Annotated in this window: 24 protein-coding genes and 1 pseudogene; 16 read left to right on the plus strand and 9 right to left on the minus strand. The window is 45.2% G+C overall.

All coding sequences use genetic code 11. From position 1 onward, the window contains the following. Nucleotides 1-141, minus strand: a pseudogene (locus tag L5L97_RS06035) (IS110 family transposase); the annotation flags it as partial. Between the two features lie 115 nt (nt 142-256). Between L5L97_RS06035 and L5L97_RS06040 the strand changes: the two are divergent. Both L5L97_RS06040 and L5L97_RS06045 read left to right on the plus strand, forming a co-directional pair. Continuing rightward, the gene (locus L5L97_RS06040; RefSeq protein ID WP_014611101.1) at nt 257-598 is read left to right on the plus strand and encodes a hypothetical protein; all 342 of its coding nucleotides are present in this window, start codon (nt 257-259) and stop codon (nt 596-598) included. Between the two features lie 72 nt (nt 599-670). Then, a complete protein-coding gene (locus tag L5L97_RS06045) occupies nt 671-967 on the plus strand; it encodes a hypothetical protein (protein WP_263181433.1) in 297 nt (98 codons plus the stop codon). A 749-nt stretch (nt 968-1,716) separates the two neighbouring features. On the opposite strand, the gene ggt is transcribed toward L5L97_RS06045, so the two are convergent. After that, nucleotides 1,717-3,456, minus strand: coding sequence for a gamma-glutamyltransferase (gene ggt, locus L5L97_RS06050; RefSeq protein ID WP_263181434.1), 1,740 nt, complete (start codon nt 3,454-3,456; stop codon nt 1,717-1,719). A 108-nt stretch (nt 3,457-3,564) separates the two neighbouring features. Between ggt and L5L97_RS06055 the strand changes: the two genes are divergently transcribed. Continuing rightward, nucleotides 3,565-4,905, plus strand: a complete 1,341-nt coding sequence (locus tag L5L97_RS06055) for a GNAT family N-acetyltransferase (protein ID WP_263180331.1) — start codon at nt 3,565-3,567, stop codon at nt 4,903-4,905. A gap of 74 nt (nt 4,906-4,979) precedes the next feature. Here L5L97_RS06055 and L5L97_RS06060 read toward each other — a convergent pair whose 3' ends face one another. Together L5L97_RS06060 and L5L97_RS06065 are read right to left on the minus strand one after the other, a co-directional pair. Further along, nucleotides 4,980-5,603 (minus strand): LysE family translocator, encoded by a 624-nt coding sequence (locus L5L97_RS06060; protein ID WP_219235273.1) that lies wholly within the window; start codon nt 5,601-5,603, stop codon nt 4,980-4,982. Nucleotides 5,604-5,828: 225 nt separating this feature from the next. Further along, on the minus strand, nt 5,829-6,311 hold the full coding sequence (locus L5L97_RS06065; protein ID WP_263181436.1) for a hypothetical protein: 483 nt from the start codon (nt 6,309-6,311) through the stop codon (nt 5,829-5,831). Nucleotides 6,312-6,566: 255 nt separating this feature from the next. Here L5L97_RS06065 and L5L97_RS06070 point away from each other — a divergent pair, with 255 nt between their 5' ends. The 6 genes from L5L97_RS06070 to L5L97_RS06095 all read left to right on the plus strand — a co-directional run bounded on the left by L5L97_RS06070 (nt 6,567) and on the right by L5L97_RS06095 (nt 11,133). Beyond that, nucleotides 6,567-7,142: a YbhB/YbcL family Raf kinase inhibitor-like protein gene (locus L5L97_RS06070; protein ID WP_263187163.1), complete on the plus strand. Its 576-nt coding sequence runs from the start codon at nt 6,567-6,569 to the stop codon at nt 7,140-7,142. An 11-nt stretch (nt 7,143-7,153) separates the two neighbouring features. Then, nucleotides 7,154-8,320, plus strand: a complete 1,167-nt coding sequence (locus L5L97_RS06075; RefSeq protein WP_251071153.1) for a major royal jelly family protein — start codon at nt 7,154-7,156, stop codon at nt 8,318-8,320. A gap of 154 nt (nt 8,321-8,474) precedes the next feature. Further along, entirely contained in the window at nt 8,475-8,951 is a 477-nt protein-coding gene (locus L5L97_RS06080; protein ID WP_263181440.1) for a VOC family protein, read from the plus strand. Then, on the plus strand, nt 8,938-9,927 hold the full coding sequence (locus L5L97_RS06085; RefSeq protein ID WP_263181442.1) for a glycine betaine ABC transporter substrate-binding protein: 990 nt from the start codon (nt 8,938-8,940) through the stop codon (nt 9,925-9,927). Before L5L97_RS06080 ends, L5L97_RS06085 begins: the two co-directional genes overlap by 14 nt. Further along, on the plus strand, nt 9,924-10,406 hold the full coding sequence (locus L5L97_RS06090) for an Atu1372/SO_1960 family protein (RefSeq protein ID WP_263181444.1): 483 nt from the start codon (nt 9,924-9,926) through the stop codon (nt 10,404-10,406). Before L5L97_RS06085 ends, L5L97_RS06090 begins: the two co-directional genes overlap by 4 nt. 172 nt (nt 10,407-10,578) lie before the next feature. Continuing rightward, a complete protein-coding gene (locus tag L5L97_RS06095; RefSeq protein ID WP_131525027.1) occupies nt 10,579-11,133 on the plus strand; it encodes a sugar O-acetyltransferase in 555 nt (184 codons plus the stop codon). Nucleotides 11,134-11,257: 124 nt separating this feature from the next. On the opposite strand, the gene hppD is transcribed toward L5L97_RS06095, so the two are convergent. Next, nucleotides 11,258-12,298: a 4-hydroxyphenylpyruvate dioxygenase gene (hppD, locus tag L5L97_RS06100; protein WP_028759590.1), complete on the minus strand. Its 1,041-nt coding sequence runs from the start codon at nt 12,296-12,298 to the stop codon at nt 11,258-11,260. Nucleotides 12,299-12,374: 76 nt separating this feature from the next. Continuing rightward, nucleotides 12,375-13,535 (minus strand): homogentisate 1,2-dioxygenase, encoded by a 1,161-nt coding sequence (locus tag L5L97_RS06105; RefSeq protein WP_263181445.1) that lies wholly within the window; start codon nt 13,533-13,535, stop codon nt 12,375-12,377. Nucleotides 13,536-13,742: 207 nt separating this feature from the next. Here L5L97_RS06105 and L5L97_RS06110 point away from each other — a divergent pair, with 207 nt between their 5' ends. Together L5L97_RS06110 and L5L97_RS06115 are read left to right on the plus strand one after the other, a co-directional pair. After that, nucleotides 13,743-14,657 (plus strand): LysR family transcriptional regulator, encoded by a 915-nt coding sequence (locus L5L97_RS06110; RefSeq protein WP_263181446.1) that lies wholly within the window; start codon nt 13,743-13,745, stop codon nt 14,655-14,657. Between the two features lie 256 nt (nt 14,658-14,913). Beyond that, nucleotides 14,914-15,708, plus strand: coding sequence for a TIGR00266 family protein (locus L5L97_RS06115; RefSeq protein ID WP_028759593.1), 795 nt, complete (start codon nt 14,914-14,916; stop codon nt 15,706-15,708). Between the two features lie 92 nt (nt 15,709-15,800). Here the strand turns inward: L5L97_RS06115 and L5L97_RS06120 are convergent, their stop codons facing one another. From L5L97_RS06120 to L5L97_RS06130, 3 genes are all read right to left on the minus strand, one after another. Continuing rightward, nucleotides 15,801-17,069, minus strand: coding sequence for a hypothetical protein (locus L5L97_RS06120; RefSeq protein WP_263181447.1), 1,269 nt, complete (start codon nt 17,067-17,069; stop codon nt 15,801-15,803). Between the two features lie 369 nt (nt 17,070-17,438). Beyond that, the gene (locus tag L5L97_RS06125) at nt 17,439-17,777 is read right to left on the minus strand and encodes a hypothetical protein (protein WP_168827409.1); all 339 of its coding nucleotides are present in this window, start codon (nt 17,775-17,777) and stop codon (nt 17,439-17,441) included. Between the two features lie 109 nt (nt 17,778-17,886). Beyond that, nucleotides 17,887-18,348, minus strand: a complete 462-nt coding sequence (locus tag L5L97_RS06130; RefSeq protein ID WP_263181449.1) for an EVE domain-containing protein — start codon at nt 18,346-18,348, stop codon at nt 17,887-17,889. Between the two features lie 277 nt (nt 18,349-18,625). Between L5L97_RS06130 and L5L97_RS06135 the strand changes: the two genes are divergently transcribed. The 5 genes from L5L97_RS06135 (at nt 18,626) to L5L97_RS06155 (ending at nt 24,051) form a co-directional block, all read left to right on the plus strand. Next, entirely contained in the window at nt 18,626-19,006 is a 381-nt protein-coding gene (locus L5L97_RS06135; protein ID WP_168827411.1) for a DUF6508 domain-containing protein, read from the plus strand. A 139-nt stretch (nt 19,007-19,145) separates the two neighbouring features. Beyond that, nucleotides 19,146-20,858: an AMP-binding protein gene (locus L5L97_RS06140; RefSeq protein ID WP_263181450.1), complete on the plus strand. Its 1,713-nt coding sequence runs from the start codon at nt 19,146-19,148 to the stop codon at nt 20,856-20,858. A 353-nt stretch (nt 20,859-21,211) separates the two neighbouring features. Then, nucleotides 21,212-21,958: a substrate-binding periplasmic protein gene (locus L5L97_RS06145; RefSeq protein ID WP_212601317.1), complete on the plus strand. Its 747-nt coding sequence runs from the start codon at nt 21,212-21,214 to the stop codon at nt 21,956-21,958. Between the two features lie 165 nt (nt 21,959-22,123). Next, a complete protein-coding gene (locus tag L5L97_RS06150) occupies nt 22,124-23,164 on the plus strand; it encodes a M14 family metallopeptidase (RefSeq protein ID WP_168827414.1) in 1,041 nt (346 codons plus the stop codon). Beyond that, nucleotides 23,161-24,051, plus strand: a complete 891-nt coding sequence (locus tag L5L97_RS06155; protein ID WP_263176605.1) for an alpha/beta fold hydrolase — start codon at nt 23,161-23,163, stop codon at nt 24,049-24,051. Before L5L97_RS06150 ends, L5L97_RS06155 begins: the two co-directional genes overlap by 4 nt. The last annotated feature ends 6 nt before the right edge of the window (nt 24,052-24,057 follow it).

Genomic DNA, 24,057 nt, shown 5'->3' on the forward strand with positions numbered 1-24,057 from the left:
TAATTTAGTGATGGATGCTTTTGCACTAGAAACGCGGCCATAATGTACCGATTGTGCACCATAATGGTCTTCGATATAGGCGACTTCGACGAATTCTTTATGAGTATCTAAGCCAATGAAAAGTATGTTATGTTTTATCATGCTGATCTCCAATTTTTAGTTTCTTTGACAAAACTATTATGGCTCTGGCTTTAAGCTAATCCACGATTGATTGGAGATCAGCATCTTTGTGGGGAGTCATTATGTCTAAGTGTCTATGAGAACAGAGCACGAAATTAAGTTAATGCTACATGCTCAAAGTGCGCTACTTGGTGAGGTGGCGCCATCATTTAGGGCAGTATCTTTCGAACTATCTCCCGACGGGGAAGACTTAGTTGCACGCTTTATTTTCGATGGTGAGCCAAGTGACGATGCTAAAGAAGTCGCGAGTGTTGCACTTACCAATCTGCTCTCAAATTACTCCAAGAATCATCGGAGTTATAAGGAAGAAATGCTAGCCGTTCCATATCCCGAAGAAATGGAACATCTATCTTTGTTAGTATATTTACGGAACGAGGACGACTGGAACTCATGGTCAAAGTTATACAAAAACACTTAACAAGCAAAGGAAAAGCGACGCGTACCGCGCGCTTGCTTTGAGCGTTATGAGTTTTTGGTTAGGAGTTAACCCATGAATGATGAACAACTTTCAAGAACTCTTCAATCGGTTGGTCAGGCTTGTTTCGTGAGATTTTTTGGTGAGTTTTCGTCGAACACATTATCGCGCGAGGATATAGTCGAAAAGCTACGAGCAGAGACAGATTATACTGAGGGCTCTTGTATCTCTCGTACTGGCCACGCTCGAAGTATTATAAATGCAGGTCGTGCGCAAGCCGCCCTGAACATTATCATTTCGTCTGATTCACCTCGTGTTTCTGAGAAAACTCGCAAGGATGCACTGCAATGGATTCAAAAAATAAACTCATAACAAGGCGCATCACTCGCGGCCTGCGGCGGCTGGGATGCCAACCGCTGCGCGGTCGTCACCCGAGTGCTTTGCGTTAGTTCATAGAAATATTTATCCGAAGCCCACTGATTAGAGTAAAAAACTAGCTCACTTTTGTCCAAAAAATTGCTGTGTATTTTTATTAGCCTTATTAAAAAGCATTTATAAGTCATCAATAAATAAAATGATTAGTCAATCTGATAACGGTAAATGTGAGATTTGTCTTTAGAAGCAACAGATTACGCGAATTCTCGAAAGGTGAGCCATGGTGATTAGCGAGACGACCGTCCGCCCCATGGATGGGGCGGTCGAGCATCCACGGACGGACTGGCTGCGCGTCGATGAGTGAATGCCATGGCAAGCCTATATGAGTGGATACCAGCCAACGCAAGTGTCCCAACGATAGAAATAACTGGCCACTCAGTACAATTCACCTACATGTTTTGTCTTGAAGTGAGTGGTGTTTAGTATGATATTTCATGATTCAGTTGCAGCGTCACTAAAGTAAAAAACAATGCAAATTAGCACAATAACTTTTCCACACAATAAAAAGCCCTTCTTATACAGTGATGTATAGCAGGGCTTTTTGATTGCAAGTTTGTATTCGTTGAGTGAAAGTACAAGCTTTACTCAGGGTTTATGACCTAGTTCGAATAGGTCATAAACCCTTTTATCTCATCCACCTATTTCTCTCACTCATCTCTTTCACTAAAATCGGCATCATGGAGATGCTAGTAGCCGATAGCTTCGCTACCCGAGTGGCGTGGATCAGACGCGCCAAAAATTCCTTGTTCGGTGACCATGATTGATTGCGTACTGCCCATAGCGGATTGTACTTTCACTTTGTGCCCTTTGGCTTCGAGCAGGGAAATGGTATCGCGATTAAAGCTGGACTCGACTCGCAATTCATCGGGTAGCCATTGATGATGAACCCGCGCCGCATTACTGGCTTCGGCAATGTTTAATCCATGATCGATCACATTCATGATGACCTGCAGTGTGGTGGTGATAATGCGCGAACCACCTGGACTGCCAGTGACGAGGAAGGGTTTGCCATCCTTCATCACTATTGTTGGGCTCATTGAGCTGAGTGGGCGTTTATTGCCCTCGACCGAATTGGCATCACCGCCCACTAAACCGTAGCCGTTGGGCACGCCGGGTTTGGCTGAGAAATCATCCATCTCGTTATTGAGCAAAATGCCAGTTCCCTTGGCCACTAAACCTGAACCGTAGCTGAAGTTTAAGGTGTAAGTGTTTGAAACCGCATTGCCCCATTTATCGACTACCGAGAAGTGAGTGGTTTGATCGCTCTCATAGGGGGCGAGTTTGCCGGGCTTGATTTCAGCGCTCGGTGTTGCCTTATTCATTGCAATTTGGCTGGCGATTTTTTGGGCGTAGTCCTTACTGGTTAATGCTCTGACGGGCACCTTATAAAAGTCGGGATCGCCTAAGTATTCGCTGCGATCGCTATAGGCGTACTTCATGGTTTCTGCCATCAGATGAATCGTTTGCGCCGTATTGTGGCCGAGTTTGTCTATCGGGAATTGCTGCAATACGTTGAGCATTTCGATGATGTGCACGCCGCCCGATGATGGCGGTGGCATAGACACAACCTCGTAACCGCGGTATTCGCCGCGCACGGGTTCACGTTCCACAACTTTATAATTTTTAAGGTCGTCTAAGGTCATAATGCCGCCAGCTTCTTTCACCGCATTGATGAGCTTAGTGGCGGTTTCACCTTCGTAGAATCCTTTGGTGCCTTTTTCTGCGATAAGACTTAACGAATGGGCAAGTTCAGGTTGTTTAAGAATATCATCCACTTGATAGTCACTGCCGTCAGCTTTGTAGAAGATAGCTGCCGTGGTTGGCCATTGGGTCATGCGGCGTTTTAGGCCTGCAAGGGATTGGGCAAGATCTGGGGTGATGCTGATGCCTTCCTGCGCCATTTTAATCGCGGGTGCCGTAACTTGGGCGAGAGTCATAGTGCCATATTTTTCAAGGGCTAAGCTCATGCCCATCACAGTACCTGGCACACCTACTGCAAGACCGTGTTCGCGGCTTAGTTTTTCAACTGCGTCGCCATTTTCGTCGAGGAAAATGTTTTTCTTGGCTTTAGACGGCGCCATTTCACGGTAATCGATAGCGATGGTTTTGTTTTCTTTGGCAATATGCACCAGCATAAAACCACCGCCGCCGATATTGCCAGCACGGGGTAAGGTGACTGCCAAACTGAAGGCGACAGCCACGGCGGCGTCAACCGCATTACCGCCTTGCTTTAGGATCTCAACGCCGGTGCGACTGGCGAGAGCTTCTTGGCTTGCGACCATGCCATGCTTAGCCCACACAGGTTGTGCGGTGGCCATCTGGCTGAAAATTGGCGATTCATCGGCAAGCAGACAGGGAGATGATAGTAAGGGAAGCGCCATCGCAATGGCGAGAATAAGAGGTCTAAAAGGTCTTGTTGGACGCATACTCAATCCTGAATTTATTTTAATTATGGCTATGCAATGTGCCGAGAATTAGGCTTAATTGCAACCTCGTATACTTGTTCACACCAGTAAAGGACGATAATTTACCCAATGAGACAGCTTATTTTGGCTTTTTCGAGCTCAATGTCGGATATTTCGGCCAGTGCGTGGAATGCCGCCATGGGTGAGGCGAATCCCTTTTGCCGCCATGAGTTTCTGTTGGCACTCGAGCAAAGCCGCTCCGCTTGCACTGCAACCGGTTGGACGCCTCGACATTTATGCGTGTTCGATGCGGGTGACACATTAAATGATGTCGCCAGCAAGGATAAAAGCTTGTCGCCTTTGGCTGAAGGAGGGTTTGTCAGTGTGCAAACGGCTAAGCATTTCAATCAGTTCCCACTTATTGCCGTCATGCCCTTGTACCAAAAATCCCATTCCTACGGTGAGTATGTGTTCGATTGGGCGTGGGCCGAAGCCTATGAGCGCCATGGGCTCGATTACTATCCCAAATGGGTGAATGCGATCCCTTTTACCCCAGTGCAAGGTCAACGGATGGGCATTCATCCCGAAGTAGAGCGCGCCGAGCAACTGCGCGTGGCGGCATTACTGCTGATGACATTGAATCGCCGACTAATATCAGCGCAGGATAATCTCGTATCTAAGGAAGCTATTCTTAATGAGCCAGAGCAGGGCAATACCCCGATTTCCTCATGGCACAGCCTGTTTGTTACCCCAACACAAACGCCGTTATTTGAAAGTTTGCCAAATTCGCTGTTAAAACGCTTAGGCACTCAGTTCCATTGGCATAATCGCAGTTATCGGGATTTTAATGATTTTCTGGCGGGCTTTAGTTCCCGTAAGCGTAAAAATATCTTGAAGGAGCGGGCGCAGTTACAGCCTTTTAATCTTAAGTTTCAGTTTGTCGAAGGGGAGCAGATCACCGCTTCGCAATGGCAGACTTTTATCCAATGTTATCAATTAACTTACCTTAAGCGCTCCGGTCATCGCGGCTATTTAACGCCAACCTTTTTTCAGCAGTTGGGGGCACAACTCGCTGCGCAAGTCCTACTCTTGGTGGTCGAAGATGCAAAGGGCGAGATGGTCGCTGGTGCCTTGTATTTAAAAGGTGAGAATACCCGAGGGCAGAAATGCTTATATGGTCGCTATTGGGGGACGACGGTTGAGCTTGACGGTTTACATTTTGAGGCCTGTTATTACCAAGGTATTCAATATTGTATTGAACATGAGTTTCAAGTGTTTGATGCGGGCGCACAGGGGGAACATAAGGTGCTGCGTGGCTTTGAACCCGTAGCAATGTATTCCTACCATAACATCGCCCATTTGGGATTTAAGGCGGCGATTGCCGACTTTGTTGAGCAAGAAACACTGCAAATGCAGCAATATATGGCGCAGATGCAGGATGTGTTGCCCTACAAAAAAGCGCCTTCATAAAGACCGAGTTAACGGGACTTTATTGGGCTCATTTTAAGCAGAACGGGTTACATTTAAGCGGTTAGTTCAAACCGTTAGCTCATGGCTAACCAAACTCCTACGCCTATCATTAGGCTGCCCGCAATGCGGTTTAACCAGCGAATATTATCACCACGGCTCAAGAAGATGCGCAGGCTTTTGCCACCACTGGCGTAGGCGAGCATAGAGGTAAATTCGGTCACCATGATAATGCTCAGTAAGGCGAGGAGCTGCGGCGCGACGTCGCGCTCGGCATTGATAAAAGGGGGCAATAGCGACACCATAAATGCCCAACCTTTAGGATTGGCAATGGCGGTAATAAAGCCTTGGGAGATCAAGGTAACATTGCTTGCTCTGGGGTTAGTGTCATCATCGTTTAATATGGCCATCTTGCCGCGCGCGCGCCACATCTGTACGCCGATAAAGCCTAAATAAATTCCGCCAACCCATTTGAAGATTTGAAAGATTTCGGGATAGTTGAGCATGATACTGGCAACGCCCATCACGGCGGCCGTGGCCACTAACGCCACCCCAACCAGTTCACCCAACATCATCCACAGGGTGCGGCGCACACCTATGCTCATACCCAGTGTCATGGCGAGTGTCATGCACATGCCCGGCGTGATAGAAACAAAGAAAAAAGTCGGGATAAACACAGCGAGTAAGGCAAAATCAGGCATGGTTTGGTCATTCTTGGGTGAAGATGAGAAGGTCGATAGTGTAATGAAAACGGAGGATTTAGCCAATCTGCTTATTTTGAACTTGCTCTCTTTAAATGTAATCGGTTGTGTTGGCTGGCGATATTTCACGCAAAAAGCATATTGTAGTTATTATTAACAATATGCTCACTAACCCCATTGTGATTAATTCTGCAGTTGTTCGGTTAACAGCGATTAACTTCATAGTTAACAAGATAAGACATTGACTGTAGGTTCTACATCAGTATCGATCAAGTAGACACTATCGGCGCCCACCATATAATAACTGTATAGGTCTTGGTAAATATGTTCGCCTAATTCACCATAATAAGGACGGCGTGCATTTTTTACCGACTTCCATATTGGCCAAGGTAAAGAAAAATAATCGGCATTAGATTGATTCGTGATATTTAAATCTGAATCAATAGGGAATGGCGTATTGCTTTTATCATCATGTTGAATATCACTAAAGTTATCACTTATGTTATCTAAGAAGGTTTGATAACTTGACTCATCAATTACTTGTATTCCTGATATCGTTGGGAAATACAATTCCATTGTGAATGCATCGTTATCAAGTTCCTGCCACAGTATGGTTAAAGATAAATGCTCTAATCTGCAACTCAGGTTAGGGTGTGGCTTTAGGTTTCTGCTCACGGGAAACCAAGGTTGATAAGCCGCTTTAATCATAGCGAAACCTCGTTATATTATTGTGTTAAGAACATATCTTAGTCGTTTGGCTGTTACTTTTTTGCATTATTTTTGCTGAAAGTACCATAACCTAAAAATAACTGAGAAGCATGTTGAGATTATCCAATATTTTTTGAAACTCATATCAACCAAATGCGCCTTATCAATCATAATTTGATTGATATGCTAACCCACATTCTCAAATCAATGGTTAATGACTGTTCTAGGACAGTTCAAAAATGGGTTCAGCACATTATGAAATCGCCTTATTTCTCCTCTTTTAAAAAGACTCTCTTGGTGACTGTCGCTTTGGCCGCCAGTATTAATTACGTTATGGCTGACGACAGTGCCTCTGCGTTTAGTCTCGAAAGTAATTTAGCTGATAATTCAAGGTTCCCTCCTGAGTATTATTGGAATCAATTTGGTTGTTCGGGCGAAAATATTGCGCCGCGTTTAACTTGGCAAAATGTACCTGCCGGTACCAAGAGCTTTGCTGTCACTTTATATGACAAAGATGCGCCTACTGGCAGTGGTTTTTGGCACCGTGTTGTGTATGACATTCCGGCACAGGTGTCGACTCTCACAGGTGGTGTGAATGGCGGAGCGCTACCCAGTGGTGCCATTGAAGCTAATACCGATTTAGGTAAACCTGGATTCTTTGGACCTTGTCCACCAGAGGGACGTGAACACAGTTATGTATGGACAGTGCATGCTTTGGATGTGGCGCAGTTGCCGATAGACAAGGGATCAACACCCGCTTTGGTGGGATTCTATCTTTGGCAGCATAGATTAGGCGAAGCAAGTTTAACACTTTTAGCTGGCCCACGTTAGGAGGAATGAAGATGACCATATTATCTACGCGCATTACATACCCAATGTTATCAAAGGCTTTTACTCTACTGGCAACCAGTTTGTTGTGTTCTCACTCATGGGCGACACAGACTGAGCCGCTGGCAAAAATGGAAGTCTTTGCCGAACTTGATGGGGCTGTGGGCGGTATTACTTTCACATCAGATGAACGATTGATTTTCAGTTATCACCCTTTCTATCAACCTAACATTAAGGTGGCAGAGCTTTTAGCGGATGGTAGTACTAAGCCATTTCCTAATTCGGATTGGCAGCAATGCCATGATCCGCAGGGTAAAGCGAAAGAACCTGACACTTGTCTTAATTGGGTGTTGGGGCTGCGAACAGACGATCAAGACAGAGTTTGGCTATTAGACTCTGGCCAGCAGGCACCACGTATTGAGCCTAAATTAGTGGCGTGGGATACCAAGAAAAACCAATTAGATCGCATTATTCATTTGCCCGCGCCAGTCTCTCTTCCTGAGTCACAACATAATGACTTTGTTATCTCATCTCGACATCAAGCGATTGTGATTGCCGATGAGGGGATTGGCACGGGTCCCATTGGTGAAAAGGCTGCGCTGGTGGTTGTGGACTTAAATACAGGGAAAAGTCGGCGCCTATTACAGGGTGATAACAGTGTGATGCCAGACTTACAGCGGCCACTGATTATCGATAAAGACTCAAAAGATAGAAAGCAGATTGAAGTTTATGTGGGTGCCGATGGCATTGCTTTAGATAAAACCCAAACATGGCTCTACTTTGCCCCGATGAATAAAGACAAAGTTTACCGTGTGCGGATGACAGATCTCATCAATCCTTCGTTAACGCCTGCGGCACTCTCTGCCAAAGTGGAGGCTTATGCCGATAAGCCCGACAACGGTGGCTTAAGTATTGATGAAGCGAATAATTTGTATCTAACAGAAGTGGGAGAGCGGGCCATTGGTGTGATCCCTGCTGATTCTCGCCAGTATCGCACTTATGTCCATGATGAACGTATGGTTTGGCCCGACGGTGTGAGTTATGGCAAGCAAGGTTATTTGTACTCTGGGGCTGCGCAATTACCGTTATCGGCACCATTAAATAATGGCAAAGCTGAAAACAGTCCACCTTATTATATTTTCCGTTTTAAGCCGTTGGCTGCGGGCGTTCGTGGTAATTAATTCGAACAATTAATCTCATCAATTAATTTTATAACCTTACGCCAAGTGCTTATCTTAACTGAATTTATTCGCACGATTTTTGCGGATTAAAACGGTTTGGATTCGCACTTGGTTATACCGAGTCACTGAGTCACGACATCCAGAGGATGACAATATGAACATTATCGGATTGGATCACTTTACCATCAGAACCCCCAAACTGGTTGAAACGCTGTTGTTTTATCAAGTCATCCTTGGCTTGAAATTAGGTTGGCGGCCACAGTTTGGTTTTCCTGGACATTGGCTCTATGCCTCAAATAAGCCCATTTTGCATTTGGTGGAAGCGGGCGATCAGGCGCTAAATGCCTACTTAGGGGAAAGCAGAAATATTTATGGCTCGGGACGTGTTGACCATTTGTCGTTTCGTGGTACGGATTTACACCAGATGCAGCAGCATTTATGCCAGCAGAGGATGATTTTTCAGGAACGAATTGTGCCTGAAATTGGTGAGCATCAGTTGTTTCTTGAAGATCCGAATAGCATCAAAGTAGAGATGATATTCCCCTATGCAAAGGACAACGCCATCGTAGGAATTGTGATGGATAGGCTCACTATTTTAGACACCAAGGAGCCTGAACATGGCGGAGATTAATGTCTTCAGAAGGCAATTATTGCAAACGCTGGGATTGGGCAGTTTGGCATCATTGGCATTATTTCCTCGAGGTGTGATAGGTATGAATTCATTGAATACGAGTACAAATATGGAGAGCTCACAGGGTAAGCCGATGATTCGCATGGGAGTGACAGACTTAAGTTTTCATCGCGTCACCGCCGCTGTGGTGGCCCATGTGATAGGGATTATGGGCAAAGAGGTGCAACGAAGCTATGCATTGCACGAGGCTAATTTTGAGCAGCTAGGTGAAGGCAAAGTGGATATGCTGTGTTCAGCATGGCTGCCCCATAGCCATGGGATTTATCGACAAGGTGTCGAAGAGCGAGTTGCTACGCGGCAACTCGGGCTGCATTATGAGCCCTATGCGCTCTGGGGCGTACCCGATTATGTGCCTGCTGAGCAAGTGTCGAGCATTGAGGATTTACTCAAACCTGACGTGCAGCAACGTATGCGGCCCATCATTCAAGGGATTGGTGAGGGGGCGGGGATCACGCGATTTTCTAAAAATATTATGACGCAATATGGATTAACGGCGGCGGGTTATCAATTTAGAACAGGCACTCAGGCCGACTGTGTCGCCGCTTTTGAGTCTGCCGTAGCGGTAAACGAGTGGGTGATCGTTCCTTTGTGGCATCCACAATTTTTACACCATCAATACGGTATTCGCGATCTTCAGGACCCTAAAGGTTTACTCGGGGGAAAAGATAAAGCGGTATTGCTCGCCCGTGAACGCGAGTTAGCGGTTAATTTCTCGCCCGCACAAATTCAGGTGCTTGATAACATAGTATTATCGAATCAAATGGTTGCAGAACTCGATTATGCGGTTAATCGACAAGGAATGACGGAAGATGAGGCCGCTGCGAACTGGCTGACAGTCAATCCTCAACATTTGACGACTTGGTTAGCCCCGCTGCTTAATCCTGCGAATGCCTCATCTCAGGGGGTGACATTATGATGATCACACCTGAATCGCGGCTAGTGGCGGCAGGGCTTGAACTACCTGAGGTTGCTGCGGCTCTTGGAAATTATGAACCCTATTCAATTGTTGGCAGTCAGTTAATGACCTCGGGTCAGTTTCCCTATTTAGAGGGCGAGCTTCAGTATCAAGGACAATTGGGCGCAGATCATACTGTGAGCGAAGGCTACGATGCCTGTCGTCTTGCGACCCTAAATGCCATTGCCCAATTGAAACAGGCTTGCGGTGAGCTTTCGCGGATAAAACAAATTTATCGCTTGGAAGGGGTGTTAAATGTGCATCAATCTTGCTTTGAACATCCTAAAGCGCTCGATGGGGCTTCGGATTTATTGCTTGAAATCTTCGGTGAAGCAGGGCGTCACAGCCGGATGATTTGGACAAATCCGGTCATGCCGCTGAACAGTTTGTGTCTAGTGTATTTATTTGCAGAACTCTATTGTGATGACGAACAAAGGTAATGACCTTTGTCTCGATTGAGATTGAATGCTTGAATGTGACTCACATTGGCTGTTAGCTAAATGTTCTGTCAGCAAGATGGGTAGTTCATTCAATAGCATATAAGGCAGTTCTTGAACTTTCATCAATCGATTGTTAGGGTTAGGTCATCATGGACGGAATGTTGACAATACGATGACTGAGAAACAAAAAATGTTGGCGGGCCAGCCCTATAAGGCTTGGGATGATGAGTTATTGGCTGAGCGGATGCGGGCGAAATCCATTTGCCATCAGTTTAATCTGGCCGAACCGACTTTACTTGATGCCCGAATGGAGCATCTTCGTGGCCTGCTTGATATTCAACACTGCGCCCATATTGAGCCTAATTTCTTTTGCGATTACGGTTATAACATCCATATTGGCAAACAATTTTACGCCAATCATAATCTAACCATATTAGATGTTTGCTCAGTCTCGATTGGCGATAATGTGATGTTTGGTCCCCATGTGATGATTTCTACCGCAACGCATCCTATTAATCCTATTGCGCGGCAAACGACGGAATACGGCGCGCCAATTCAAATCGGTAATAATGTCTGGCTAGGCGGAAACGTATCTGTACTACCCGGTGTGACCATTGGTGATAATTGTGTCATTGGTGCTGGTAGTGTCGTGAATAAGAGCATTCCCGCGAACTGTGTGGCGGCGGGGAACCCTTGTAAGGTTATCAAACCTATCGATGTGGACTAGCGCAGGAAAGTTAAAGCCGAGTGATTGGTGTCAAAGCTGATGGTGATTTAGATGGCGATGTAGATATTCGTAGAAAGAAAAACGGTACGCAGTGCGTACCGTTTTTTATTAGCAGGATGAATACTTACAGTACGCCGCGGCGCATTTGGTCCCGTTCAATTGATTCAAACAGGGCCGTAAAGTTGCCTTCACCAAAACCTAAGTTATTCTTACGTTGGATGATTTCGATAAAAATCGGTCCAAACAGGTTTTTAGTAAATATTTGCAATAAATAGCCTGTATCATCACCATCCACCAAAATTTGGTGATGTTTGATGCGCTCACGATTCTCAGTCACTTGAGGCAACTTGTCGAAAATGGTGTCGTAGTATTCAGGGATGATGTCTAAGCATTGGATTGAGCTGCCTTCCATCGCATCCAGAGATTTTACGATATCGCGGCTTCTAAAGGCTAAATGTTGCACACCTGGGCCATTGTATTCCTTCAGATATTCATCAATTTGGTTTTTATCGCTGCCTTTACCTTCGTTAATCGGGATACAGAAGCTGCCATCGGGCGAACGCAGGGCGTAGGACACTAGCGCGGTTTGTACGCCGCTGATGTCAAAGTAGCGCACTTCAGTAAAACCAAAAATATTTTTATAGAAGTTAGCCCAATGTTCCATTGTGCCTTTGTAGACGTTGTTGGTTAAGTGATCGACCTCGATAAAGCCTTTCTCTTGGGTGATAATTTGCTCGTCTAAATCTTCAAAATCAGCGGCATAGATATTGTTATCTGCGCCAAAGGTGTCGATGAAATAAATTAAGCTGTCGCCAATGCCGTAAATCGCAGGATAAGGCAGATCTTTGTTGGCATCATCGGCGGGTTTTGCACCACGTTCAACGGCAACGCGATAGGCAAAGCCGGCATCTTCTACACGCCAGCCCATAGAACAAATGGCTGGGCCGTGGGATTTAGCAAACTTAGCTGAGAAACCTTCGCGCTCAGTGTTGAGCAGAAAATTAATGTCATTCTGTTTGTAGTACAAGATGTCTTTGTTCTTGGCTTTTTTCAGCAGAGAAAAACCAAAGTCGATAAAGACTTTGTGCATAAAATCAGTATCAGGGCTGGCGAATTCAGTGAATTCGATGCCTAATAAGCCCAGTGGATTTAGTTCGCTTGCCATGTTGTTTTCCTCGTTATTTTAGTGCAACACGCCGTCACTCTAATGACTCCCGCATGGGAGTGCTGGTGGCTTGGGGCTAGTCTTCTAGCCAAGAGCGGTTGTAGTCTTTGCTCATGCAATTTTGTACATGTTCGGTTAATTTCAGTGGGGCGAACGTGTCCACCATCACTGCATATTCATAGGTTTCTTTTTTGCCAATTGAGGCTTCAGTGCGGCCCGGTTGTGGTCCGTGGGCTACGCCTTTTTGATGTAAGGTAATGTAACCCGCTTCAATGCCCGTGCGGCTCATAAAGTCGCCATCGACGTAATACAAGACTTCGTCGCTATCTATGTTGTTGTGGTAATAAGGCGCCGGAATCGATTTAGGGTGGAAATCGTAGGGGCGCGGTACGAAGTTACAAATCACAAAGTTATGGGCGGTAAAGACTAAGTGATCAGAAGGGGGGAGATGGATTTTGCCTACCTTTGGTGCGTATTCTGTGATGTTGAATGCCCAAGGGTAAACGCAGCCATCCCAACCCACTAAATCAAAGGGATGCCATTCAAGAGTGGTGAGTTGGTATTTATCGCCAAACTTACACACTAAGGGGAAGGCGCCGCGCTCAACCACAGCCTCTTGCAATGTAGGTACGCGCAAATCGCGCTCGCAGTAAGGTGCTGATTCTAATAGCTGACCATACTCGTTACGGAAATGCTTAGGCACTTCCACCATAGAGAATGACTCGATGACGAAAAGTCGCACATTGCTGTAATCGTTGAATTTAAGCTGATAAGTGGTGCCACGTGGGATCACGAGATAGTCCCATTTTTGGACCTTAATTGTGCCGTACTCGCTGTAGAGTGTGCCTTCGCCTTCGTGGACAAAAACCACTTCATCGGCATAGGCGTTACGGTAAAACTCGTCGGTATCGGCGGTGACTTTGGCGGTATACAGTGCTAAGTCATTGTTATAAAATATCTTGTTACGGGCGCTGAAAAAATTGCCTTCACGGTCGGCGTCGCGGGAATCGAGTTTATAGTTTTGGACCAGCGAGTCTTCCCAATTGGCACCATGGCCTAGGCTATAGGGCGCCACTTCTAATGCTTTGGTTGGCATGTTGTGGTGATATTTATTGGAATAAATATTGGAAAAACCATGGGTTGAGAACAACTCTTCACGGTAAAGCTCGCCGTTTTCCTTTTCAAATGCGATATGGCGCTTATGGGGAATCTGGCCTTGTTTCACATAAAATGGCATGGAGGATCCTTGGTTTTTACAGCGGCGTGAGATTAGCTTTACTCCGCTTGTCGTTATGGTTATGTGATCTTGTTATCAATTTAGTTGCTTGAATGAACAAAAAAAAGAATAATAAATCCGTTATCTCAATCTAAAAATTAGATGGTATTCTAATCTTTACGAATCGTAGTGTTTCCGTGACATGTTCATGAGAGCCAAGGAGTGACCATGCGCATCGATATTGATGCTTTTAATGTGCTGCAAGTGCTGGTGGAAGAGGGCAGTTTTGCCAAGGCGGCGGAGCGATTACACAAGGCGCAATCGGCGGTGAGTTATCAAGTTAAAAAGTTAGAAGAGCACTTAGGTGTGCAACTTTTTAGTCGTGAGCAATATCGTGCGGAACTGACGCAAGAGGGGCGGGTGATTTTGGCCGAGGGGCAAAGGTTACTGCAACACCTTGCAAACATTGAACATCTTGCCAGTCGTTTCAGTGAAGGCTGGGAGCCAAAGTTAGAGCTAGTGATAGATGGAGCCTTGCCAATGGAGCCAATTATGACGGCTTTAATGCGTATGGCTGAGCATCAAATCCCCACTAAAATTCAGCTCAATATGGAATTTTTAGGCGGTGTACAACACAGATTTGAGCGGGATAATGCCGACTTGATGTTAGTGAAAGATTATCGCACAGGCCCCTACTATCATCCGCAACCTTTGCCAGCCATCACTAGCGTGCTGGTGGCCAGTGCTTCACATCCTTTATCTTTTATTCGCGAAATTAGTTTGTCCGAACTGCAGCAACACGTGGAATTGACTATCGAAGACTCTTCACCCAATAAAAGTTACCGCGATGAAATGCAATTTGGCGGTGATAAAGTGTTTTATCTTTCTGGTTTTATCATGAAAAAGAACGCTTTGTTAAAAGGTTTAGGTTTTGGTTGGTTGCCAGACTTTTTAGTCCAAGAAGAGTTAGCTAAGGGCGAATTAGTTGAAATCGACTTCGTCGGTGGCAGTCGTTTTACGTTTATTCCACAGCTCGTCTCGACCTTAGAGCGGCCGTTAGGCCGTGCCGGACAACTTTTTACCGAGTTGATATTAGAGGAGTTTGCTAAGGCTGAGCAGTTTAATGGTGTGGGTTTGGGTTGATAAGTTTTCACTTGTCATCTTTTGATACAAGTTACCGCATAAAATAATCGCATTTTGACATTTTATGTCATAGATTAATGCCTAGGTCAGATGAAGGCTTAGATTGAGAGTTAAAATAAGGCCTAAATTCAGACTGAGCTTAGATCTAGATTAAGGTCGAGATGAAGAGTGAAATTGAGCCGCGATAGGTAAAGAGTCGTCCATCGGGGTCAATCTAAAGGATAGTAACAAGGAACTGACAGTTAAGGGGAACAGTATGTCTAGACGTTGTCATGAAGTGGATTATGAAATTATCGGCCACAGTATGCAGTTGGTTGAAGTGGAACTCGATCCTAACGAAACCGTGGTCGCTGAAGCGGGCGCGATGAATTACCTAGAGCAAGATATTAGCTTTGAGGCCAAAATGGGCGATGGCTCTGAGCCTGAGTCAGGCTTTTTTGGCAAGTTGGTGGGCGCGGGTAAACGGGCATTGACGGGTGAGAGCATTTTTATGACTCACTTTACCAACCAAGGCAATCAAAAACGTAAAGTCGCCTTTGCCGCCCCTTATCCTGGCACTATCCTAGCGATCGACTTGGCCGAACATGGTGGTGAGCTTATCTGTCAGAAAGACAGTTTTTTGGCTGCGGCTTTAGGTACACGCGTGACGATGAAATTTAATCGCCGCTTAGGTACGGGATTTTTCGGTGGCGAAGGATTTATTCTGCAAAGCCTACAGGGCGATGGTATGGCGTTTATCCATGCGGGCGGCACCTTAGTGAAAAAAGAACTCAAAGGTGAAACCTTAAGAGTTGACACCGGTTGTCTTGTTGCATTTACCTCTGGGATTGATTACGACATAGAGCGTGCAGGCTCATTAAAGTCTATGGTCTTTGGCGGTGAAGGTTTGTTTTTAGCCACACTCAAAGGCCACGGGACGGTTTGGCTACAAAGCTTGCCATTCTCACGTATGGCGGACCGGATTATCGCCCATGCCCCATCTGCGGGAGGCAGTGATCGCGGAGAAGGCTCTGTGCTTGGTGGTATTGGTCGCATGCTCGATGGGCGCTAAATTATAAGCTGACATGCTGTCTTCTCTTAAGACATTCCAGACTATCCTCTGGGGTGCCTTTTTAGTTGAAGCCTGTCATTTCCTTTATTGTTTTAAGCATTTTCGCCGTTGTGAAGGCTTTGCTGAATGCGTCTTTCAACTAGTTTAGATATGAGATACATCATCAAATAGCCCGTGCCTAAGGCTAAAATCACCGCGACGACATTCTCCGTATACAGGCGGTAAGCGTAGAAAGTACCGACCAGTACTGCGATACCAGCAAGGCGAATAAGTAGGCTTTGGGTAAAATAGCCATGAGCTTTGATATAAGCAAGCTGGTAGCCATTGAGCATCATAAATATAAAAAACATGGAGAAATGCATTAATACTGGGGCCGCTTTAATGTATTGCTCGGGGAATAACCAAGCGACTAACGGCTTGCTCGCAAAGACCATAACGACAAAAAAAATACCGCTGGTCCACAAAGAAACTTTAGTTAACCATGACTTAATTTGTTGAACTTCAGCAAAACGTTTTTCTCGTACGCACACTGCGACTTCGGGCAGCACAAACCGGTAGATGGGAAAGACAAAAAGCAGGGTGAGGTAAGTGATCATCGGCCGCACCACCACTTGGAAATCACCCAGTTCATCTATGCTGAAATAGGCAATAGTCAGCAGTACGGTTATGTAAATCATCAATATACTGGCCCCCGCTTCCATTGATGCCGTCAGGCTTTTCTTCATAAAACTGCGTAAACCCGTATCAAAATGCACCGCACTTAAGGGCGGAGTGGCAATATCTTTGCGCCGTTTTAAGTACATATATAAGGCAATGATGAGCGATGACAGTGTCATGCTGTAAAAGAGTGATGCAATGGCGGTTTGTTTTAAGCCATAGAAACATAATAAAAAGCTAGTCACTTGCGCGAGCGGCTCTAACCAAGTGACTCTATTGGAGATGGCATATAGCCGGTACATGGCAATTTGATTGGTAAAATAGACCTTGAGCCCCATACTCAGAATAATTCCAACCAATTGAAAATATTCTACATTGAGCTGAAGTTTGTGTTTGATATAGGGTAAAACTAAGCCCCATGTCAGTAGTACCATAGCGATCAAGCTGTAGCGGAATATATTAGTGATATCCACATCTTGCTTGGTCTGGGAGTAGGTCACCACCATAGAGGAGCGAAATCCCGTCATTAGGATTAGCGACAGTGAGATAATGTCGATCACTGTGTGATAGAGCGCTAGATCGGCTTTGGCAACCCATTGTGCTAGCCAGAGTTTAAATAGAAACCCCACAGAAATACTGGCGAGTGATGCCCAGAACCCCGCAATAATTGCCTGCTTAACCCGTTGAAGTGAGGTGTTTTCCATTATCAAAAATCCAGCGTTAGTCTACGGTCATTATCGGGATGCTATGAATTCAATTAAGATTTTGCCTTAGCCGCATGAGTATTTTTAGGTGACACTTATCTTGTTCTGTTCGATATCTTTTCACCCTGCATGAGTCTAGCATTTAGCCAATTTACGACCAATAGCCAGATAGTAAAGATATGATAAATATCAATATGTTGCTTTATTGTAAGTTAGAACGTTATTGAGTGAGGACTGGGGTGATAAATTGTCTTACAGACAACGTTTTTTGTTAGATGAAAGCTGTATTAAGAAGTACAACTACGCCCAGATAAGAGCTGGGCGTAGTTGTAAATGTGTCAGTTATAAATGCCATTTTGCCATGCGAAGTTAATCGGTAATGATATTGACGATATCGAGGATTTTACGGCTGTTATTATCGAGTTTGATTAGTGCACCTTCGACTTGAATGCTAATGATGCCATCTCTGTCTAAGGGTACTACGATGCGGCCGCGATCATAAATATCATGCTCAAGCACATCACCACGGTGGAGTTTTTTCTGCCAACCGGGTGGCAGTGGCTGACCTTGGTCAACTTTTTTCTGTAATCCCGGCGGTAGGCTTTTATCCTTTTTGTGGTGCTCATGGTCATCTTTAGCAAAGGTTGAGATGGACATCGTTAAGCTGAGAACAAGTCCTGTGATTACCACTGAGGTCAATTTATTCATCTGTACTCCTAAGGCGCATTGAGTTGATGTTGTGTCCAATGCTGGATGTGGCCAACAATAGGCGATGCTAAATGAACTATAGCTGAACGTTCTAGCTCAAGATTGCTTTCTAGCGGGTTAACATGAGTACGGCTTGCCATTGTTCGGCGGTCACAGGTTGGATACTGAGTCTTGACCCTTTAGAGACTAAATACATGTCCGCCAGTTGGGGTAAACTTTTTATCAAACTCAAGGGAATCATCTCGCTAAATTTTTTGACAAAGCGGATATCTACTCGCAGCCATCTTGGTTTGGTTGGATCTGACTTAGGGTCGAAATACTTCGATTCGGGATCGAAGGCTGTGCTGTCGGGATACGCATTTGTCACAACTTCAGCGATACCGACAATACCGGGTACTTTGCAGCTTGAATGGTAAAAAAATACCTGATCGCCAATCTGCATCTCATCGCGCATAAAGTTACGCGCCTGATAGTTACGGATCCCATGCCAAGCTTCGGTTTGGTTAGGGCAAGCCTTAAGATCATCTATGCTGAATTCGTCGGGTTCCGATTTCATAAGCCAGTAGTTCATCTTGTTTCCTTTACTCATAGTTGCCGTTAAGCGCTTCAATACCGCTGAGTTTATCTGAATTTTGTCGAATACCCCAGTTCGTCACCCATATCAAATATTGTGAGTTTGATTAAGTTTCCGTTCAGATAACGTGGCTTAGCCTGTTGACAGTAATCTTATTTGGTATGCCTTATGCAAATTCTCGTTTCTAAGGCAAAGCGTCAAATTCGATCTCGGTTTGTGACTGGTGTCGTACAAGTTGTGGCAGCAGAGGCAACCAAAACCTGTGAGGTGTGTTATGGGGACTTCAACAATGACATCCGATTGTGGCTTATACACTAAATATCTTAAGGATTTTACGGCGGGTGATGTGATATTAAGTCATGAGCGAATGCTGGAATTTATTAATGACCTGACAACGCAAGGTTGGTTATTGGCTAATTTCACTTGGGACTATTGGTATAACAACAGTTACTTAGTCGATAAACCTGCCTATATTCGTGATGCGAGCATCGCACAATGTAAGTTGCTGTTGACGGCCATGACGCGACTCGAGGTTTTTAGCCCCGGCGTGTTAGAAAATATGCGTCGCCAAGGGGTGTTACTGGCCATTGTTGAGCGGTTACAAAGCTTAAATGTGCCTAAGTCGAGTGCTCATTTTGAGTTTATCAGCCGTTAGCACTGGGCTTTAATGGATTGTTATCTAATAGTTTGTCTTACTCTTTAGTCTAATAAAGTGCTTTTTTACTTGTGACATGATCCGTGGATTGGTTAGTTTGGACCTCGCTAACCATAATAATAAATGCACGGAGGCCTTAATGTCAGTTCCTACAAGCCAAGTTATAAGCCCGCTCAACGTTAGCGAGTTTAGAGGCGAGTCATCACCGAAACTCGTTGAGAAGACCATAGGTCAATATCTTGATGAGATTGCGGCAACGTATCCCGACCAATTAGCTGTCGTCGTACACCATCAACATATCCGCTGGAATTACCGCCAATATCTTGCCCAAATCGATGCGCTCGCCACAGGACTATTAAAACTCGGCATTAAGTCTGGTGATAGGGTAGGGATTTGGTCGCCTAACAATATCGAGTGGTGTTTAACTCAATATGCGACCGCTAAAATTGGCGCCATCATGGTGTGTATTAATCCTGCGTATCGTCCTGAAGAGTTGCAATACGCGCTGAGTAACGTGGGTTGTCGCGCGGTAATTTGTGCTGATAAGTTTAAATCCAGCAATTATCTTGAGATGCTATATGAATTGGCGCCTGAGCTAACCTCTTGCCCAGCGGGTAAATTACAAGCTAAAGCCGTACCTGAGCTTGAATTTGTGATCCGTATGGGCGCGGAGAAATCCGTCGGTATGTTGAATTTTGATGACTTGATCGTTGATGTGACCGCCGCTGACAGGATAATGCTCGAGAGTATTGCTAAGGAATTAAGCCCGTACGATGCGATTAATATCCAGTTTACCTCTGGCACGACGGGCAGCCCGAAAGGTGCGACCCTATCCCATCATAACATATTGAATAATGGCTATTTAGTCGCAGAGGCGATGAAGTTTACCTGTCACGATAAACTCTGTATTCCAGTGCCTTTATACCATTGTTTTGGCATGGTACTTGGCAGTTTGGTCTGCTTAGCCAAAGGCGCAACTGCCGTATTTCCCGGTGAATCCTTCGATCCACTGACGACATTGCAAGTGATTGAGCAAGAGCGTTGCACCGCTTTGCATGGCGTACCGACCATGTTTATTGCCGAGTTGGAACACACAGAGTTTGCTCGTTTTGATTTGAGTTCCTTACGTACCGGTGTGATGGCGGGGGCAACTTGTCCTGAAGAAGTGATGCGCCGAGTACAAAACCTGATGTATATGAAGGAAGTGCTGATTGGTTATGGGCAGACTGAATGCAGTCCGCTTAATCACATTACTGAAATCGACTCACCCGTAGAGAAACGTGTGCTCACGGTTGGCCGTGCTTTACCCCATACCGAAGTGAAAATTGTCGATGAATTTGGCGAAGTGCTGCCAATTAATCAACCCGGCGAAGTTTGTAGTCGCGGTTACTGCATTATGCAGTGTTATTGGAATGATCCTGAGAAAACGGCGGCAACCATAGACAGTCAAGGCTGGCTACATTCGGGCGATATTGGCCAAATGGATGAGCAAGGTTATGTGCAAATTGTGGGGCGCATTAAAGATATGATTATTCGCGGCGGCGAGAATATTTATCCCCGTGAGATTGAAGAGAAACTTTACACCCATAAAGATGTGCAGGATGCGGCGGTCTTTGGCGTTCAAAGCGATAAATACGGCGAGGAAGTGTGTGCTTGGATCAAAGTCCGCTCAGGAGCCGTGATTACAGAGGCTGATATTCGTCATTTTCTCACCGAGAAATTCGCCTACTTTAAAGTGCCGCGCTACATCAAGTTTGTGGATCAGTATCCAATGACAGTGACGGGAAAAATTCAGAAATTCAAAATGCGTGAGCTGATGTATCAAGAGTTATATGAACATATTAATGCTTAAGTCATTTGGCTTTGAGTTGATTAATACTATTGATATTTGACTTCCAAGCCGCGCAATGCGGCTTGAATTTTATTCTGTCTAGCTATTTCGGTTAGCAGATAAACGAACAAGCTAATTGGCTAATGAAAAAGTCGGCGAGTCATACCATCAAGCCAAGCTGTACTTTGAGTTAGCTTTTGCTGCTAATGTCGTTATTCTAATTGTAACAAAACTTCACTTCCCCGCTGTGGCTTGATGGCTATACTAAAACTAGTCATAAAATCTAACCAGTCATAAAATCTCGGCAGATAAAAACGAAAGCGTTAAGTTGTCGATGATGTAGTCGTAAATCCATGTAGGCAAAGGAGTACTAAATGGTTCGATGGCGTTCAATGCTCCTTGTGTATTGTCTTTCCTTTATGGGATTGAGCGTAGCTAAAGCGGATACCTTAATGCTCACTTCTTTACTTTGGCCGCCTTATTCAGGAGAGCAATTAACGGAGCAGGGTGCCAGTATTGCCGTGGTACGGGCGGCGCTGAACGTTATGGGACATCAGTTAAAAGTGGATTTTTATCCGTGGAGCCGCGCTGTCAAACTTACGACTATGCCGAACTCTGACTACATAGGTTATTTTCCTGAATACTATGTAGAGACAGAAAAGTTTATCTTTTCAAAACCGATTGGCGAAAGTCCATTGGGGCTGGTGGAGCAAAAGTCCCATCCAGTAAGTTGGAATTATATTGAAGATCTTAATCGCTATACCTTAGGTGTGGTGAAAGATTATGTGAATACTCAGGCCTTAGATCGCATGATCGTTTCCGGTGTACAGCGGACTGAAGCTGTGACTTCGGATGAGCATAATGTCAAAAAAGTTGCCGCAGGTCGGATTGATGCCGCGGTGATTGATGTCAACGTTCTGCACTATTTACTCAAGCAAAAGCCCTTACAGCCGCTGGCGACAAAGTTGCAAATCAATCGGCAAATTCTGGCGAATAAGCAGCTCTATATCGCGTTTCGTAATACAGAAGAGGGACGGCGTTGGCGAGATATTGTTGACCAAGGTTTAGCGCAGGTTGACGTAGAAACCATCATTGGAGAGCTACTTTATCGTGAAGACTAATGTAGGGTTTTAGGATAGTTTATTCTTTGTTTTACTCGTTATTTTTCTGCTTATTTCCCCGTACAGTCACTTCTGATATGCAGTTTGTCATCATTTTGTCTTTGTTCACTATTAGTATCACTTTAACGGCATGAGTTGTTCTCTCATTTTATTGATTAAGGTGACATGAAGAAACTTCCTTTTGAGCTTCCATTTGAGTTAGATACGCTGCAGCAACTCATTGATACTCATCATCTTAAGTTAGATTATCAGATCCTTGCCGACATTCCATTCCGCCAAGAGCATTTCCCCCTTTACAGTGTTGAGTTAGGTGGTACAGATACGCCTTGTCCGACAGTACTCTTTGTGGGGGGCGTGCATGGGGTTGAGCGTATTGGATCTCAAGTTATTTTGGCATTGTTAAACAGTTTATTGCAGCGGCTTGTTTGGGATAAACACCTACAACAGATGTTAACGGGCCTGCGGTTAGCTTTTGTACCTGTAGTGAATCCTGTTGGGTTATTCATGGGAACGCGGGGCAATGGTAATCAAGTGGATTTGATGCGTAACGCTCCGATAGAATCCCGTGAAAAAGTGTCCTTTATGGTGGGAGGACAGCGTATATCGTCACGGCTGCCCTGGTATCGCGGTATTGGGGGAATGGAGCTGGAAACTGCGGGTTTAGTTGCCTATGTACAACAACTGTTGAGTCGCAGCACAAGTTTGATTTCGCTCGATGCCCACTCGGGATTTGGCTTGAGTGATCATATCTGGTTCCCCTACGCCCATACCCGTACCGCCTTCGAAAATGCCAATTATATTTTTCATCTAAAACAATTATTTGAACAGAGTTATCCCCATCACGGCCATTATCGGTTGGCGCCGCAGAGCCAGTTTTATCGCACTCATGGTGATATTTGGGATTATCTCTATCGCCAGCACCAAGTGGCTGATCCTTCTGCTCAGGTGCCATTTTTACCTTTGACATTAGAGATGGGATCTTGGGCATGGATAAAGAAGAATCCTAGACAAATATTTAATTTTGCTGGCTTTTTTAATCCACAAAAAACACATCGTCACCATAGGATTTTACGCAGGCATACAGTACTCATGCAATTTATGATGGAAGCGGCCTATGCCCAATCGTTAGAGCAGTTAACACCTGAACGTTTGACTGAGCTGACAGAGCGTGCGCGGCATTATTGGTATCGGGAGTCTCAGTCATGACAACTTGGGTGTTATTAAGGGGATTAATGCGTGATCAGCGCCATTGGAATGGTTTCGATCAGCGTCTGCGACAAAAGGGATTGCGAGTGCTGACACCGGATCTTCCGGGCAATGGGACGCTATCCCACGAATTAAGTCCGCTTAAGATTGCTGATTATGCCCATGCCGTGTGGCAGCAATTAGATGAGCAGGTACAGGAAGGGGAGACTATTTATCTCCTCGGCTTGTCTATGGGCGGTATGTTGGCGTTGGAAATGGCATGCCAGCGACCTTGGCAGATAAGGCATGCCTTTGTATTAAACAGCAGTGCGGCGAATTTATCGTATTGGTATCAAAGATTTAATCCGCTGAATGCATTGAAGGCTTTTTTCATGCGTGCTCGGGGTAACGCTTTACATCCAATCGAGTCGACTATAGTGCGTTTAACCAGTTTTCGTCATCGGCGAGACCGAGAGTTAATTGTCAAGTGGAGTGAGTTTCGCCGCGATACCACACCAAGTAGACGTAATGTATGGCGACAACTTTGGGCGGCTTTTCAATACCAATGTCCATTGACAGTGGAAGTACCGATAACTGTGCTCTGCGGTGACCGTGATGCGCTGGTGAGTATGGCATCGAGTAAGGCGTTAGCACGGCATTTTTACACCGATTTGATTGTACTTGCGTATTGTGGTCACGATGCCGCTATAGATACACCCGCAAAACTGGCGCATTATCTGTTGGAAATTGTGGGGGCGACTAAGCCGCAAGTGCAGTTTTCTGTGGATAGTGAGCCTGCCAATACTCAATATGATTGCAACGATTTATTGGAGGAAGAAATAGCCTTAAACGAAGCGATATTTGCTGTATGGGATGACAAAGCGCTATCCACTCTTGAAACCAAATAATCGAGA

The sequence above is a fragment of the Shewanella sp. SM71 genome, from assembly GCF_025653905.1.
Lineage (GTDB): Bacteria > Pseudomonadota > Gammaproteobacteria > Enterobacterales > Shewanellaceae > Shewanella > Shewanella oncorhynchi.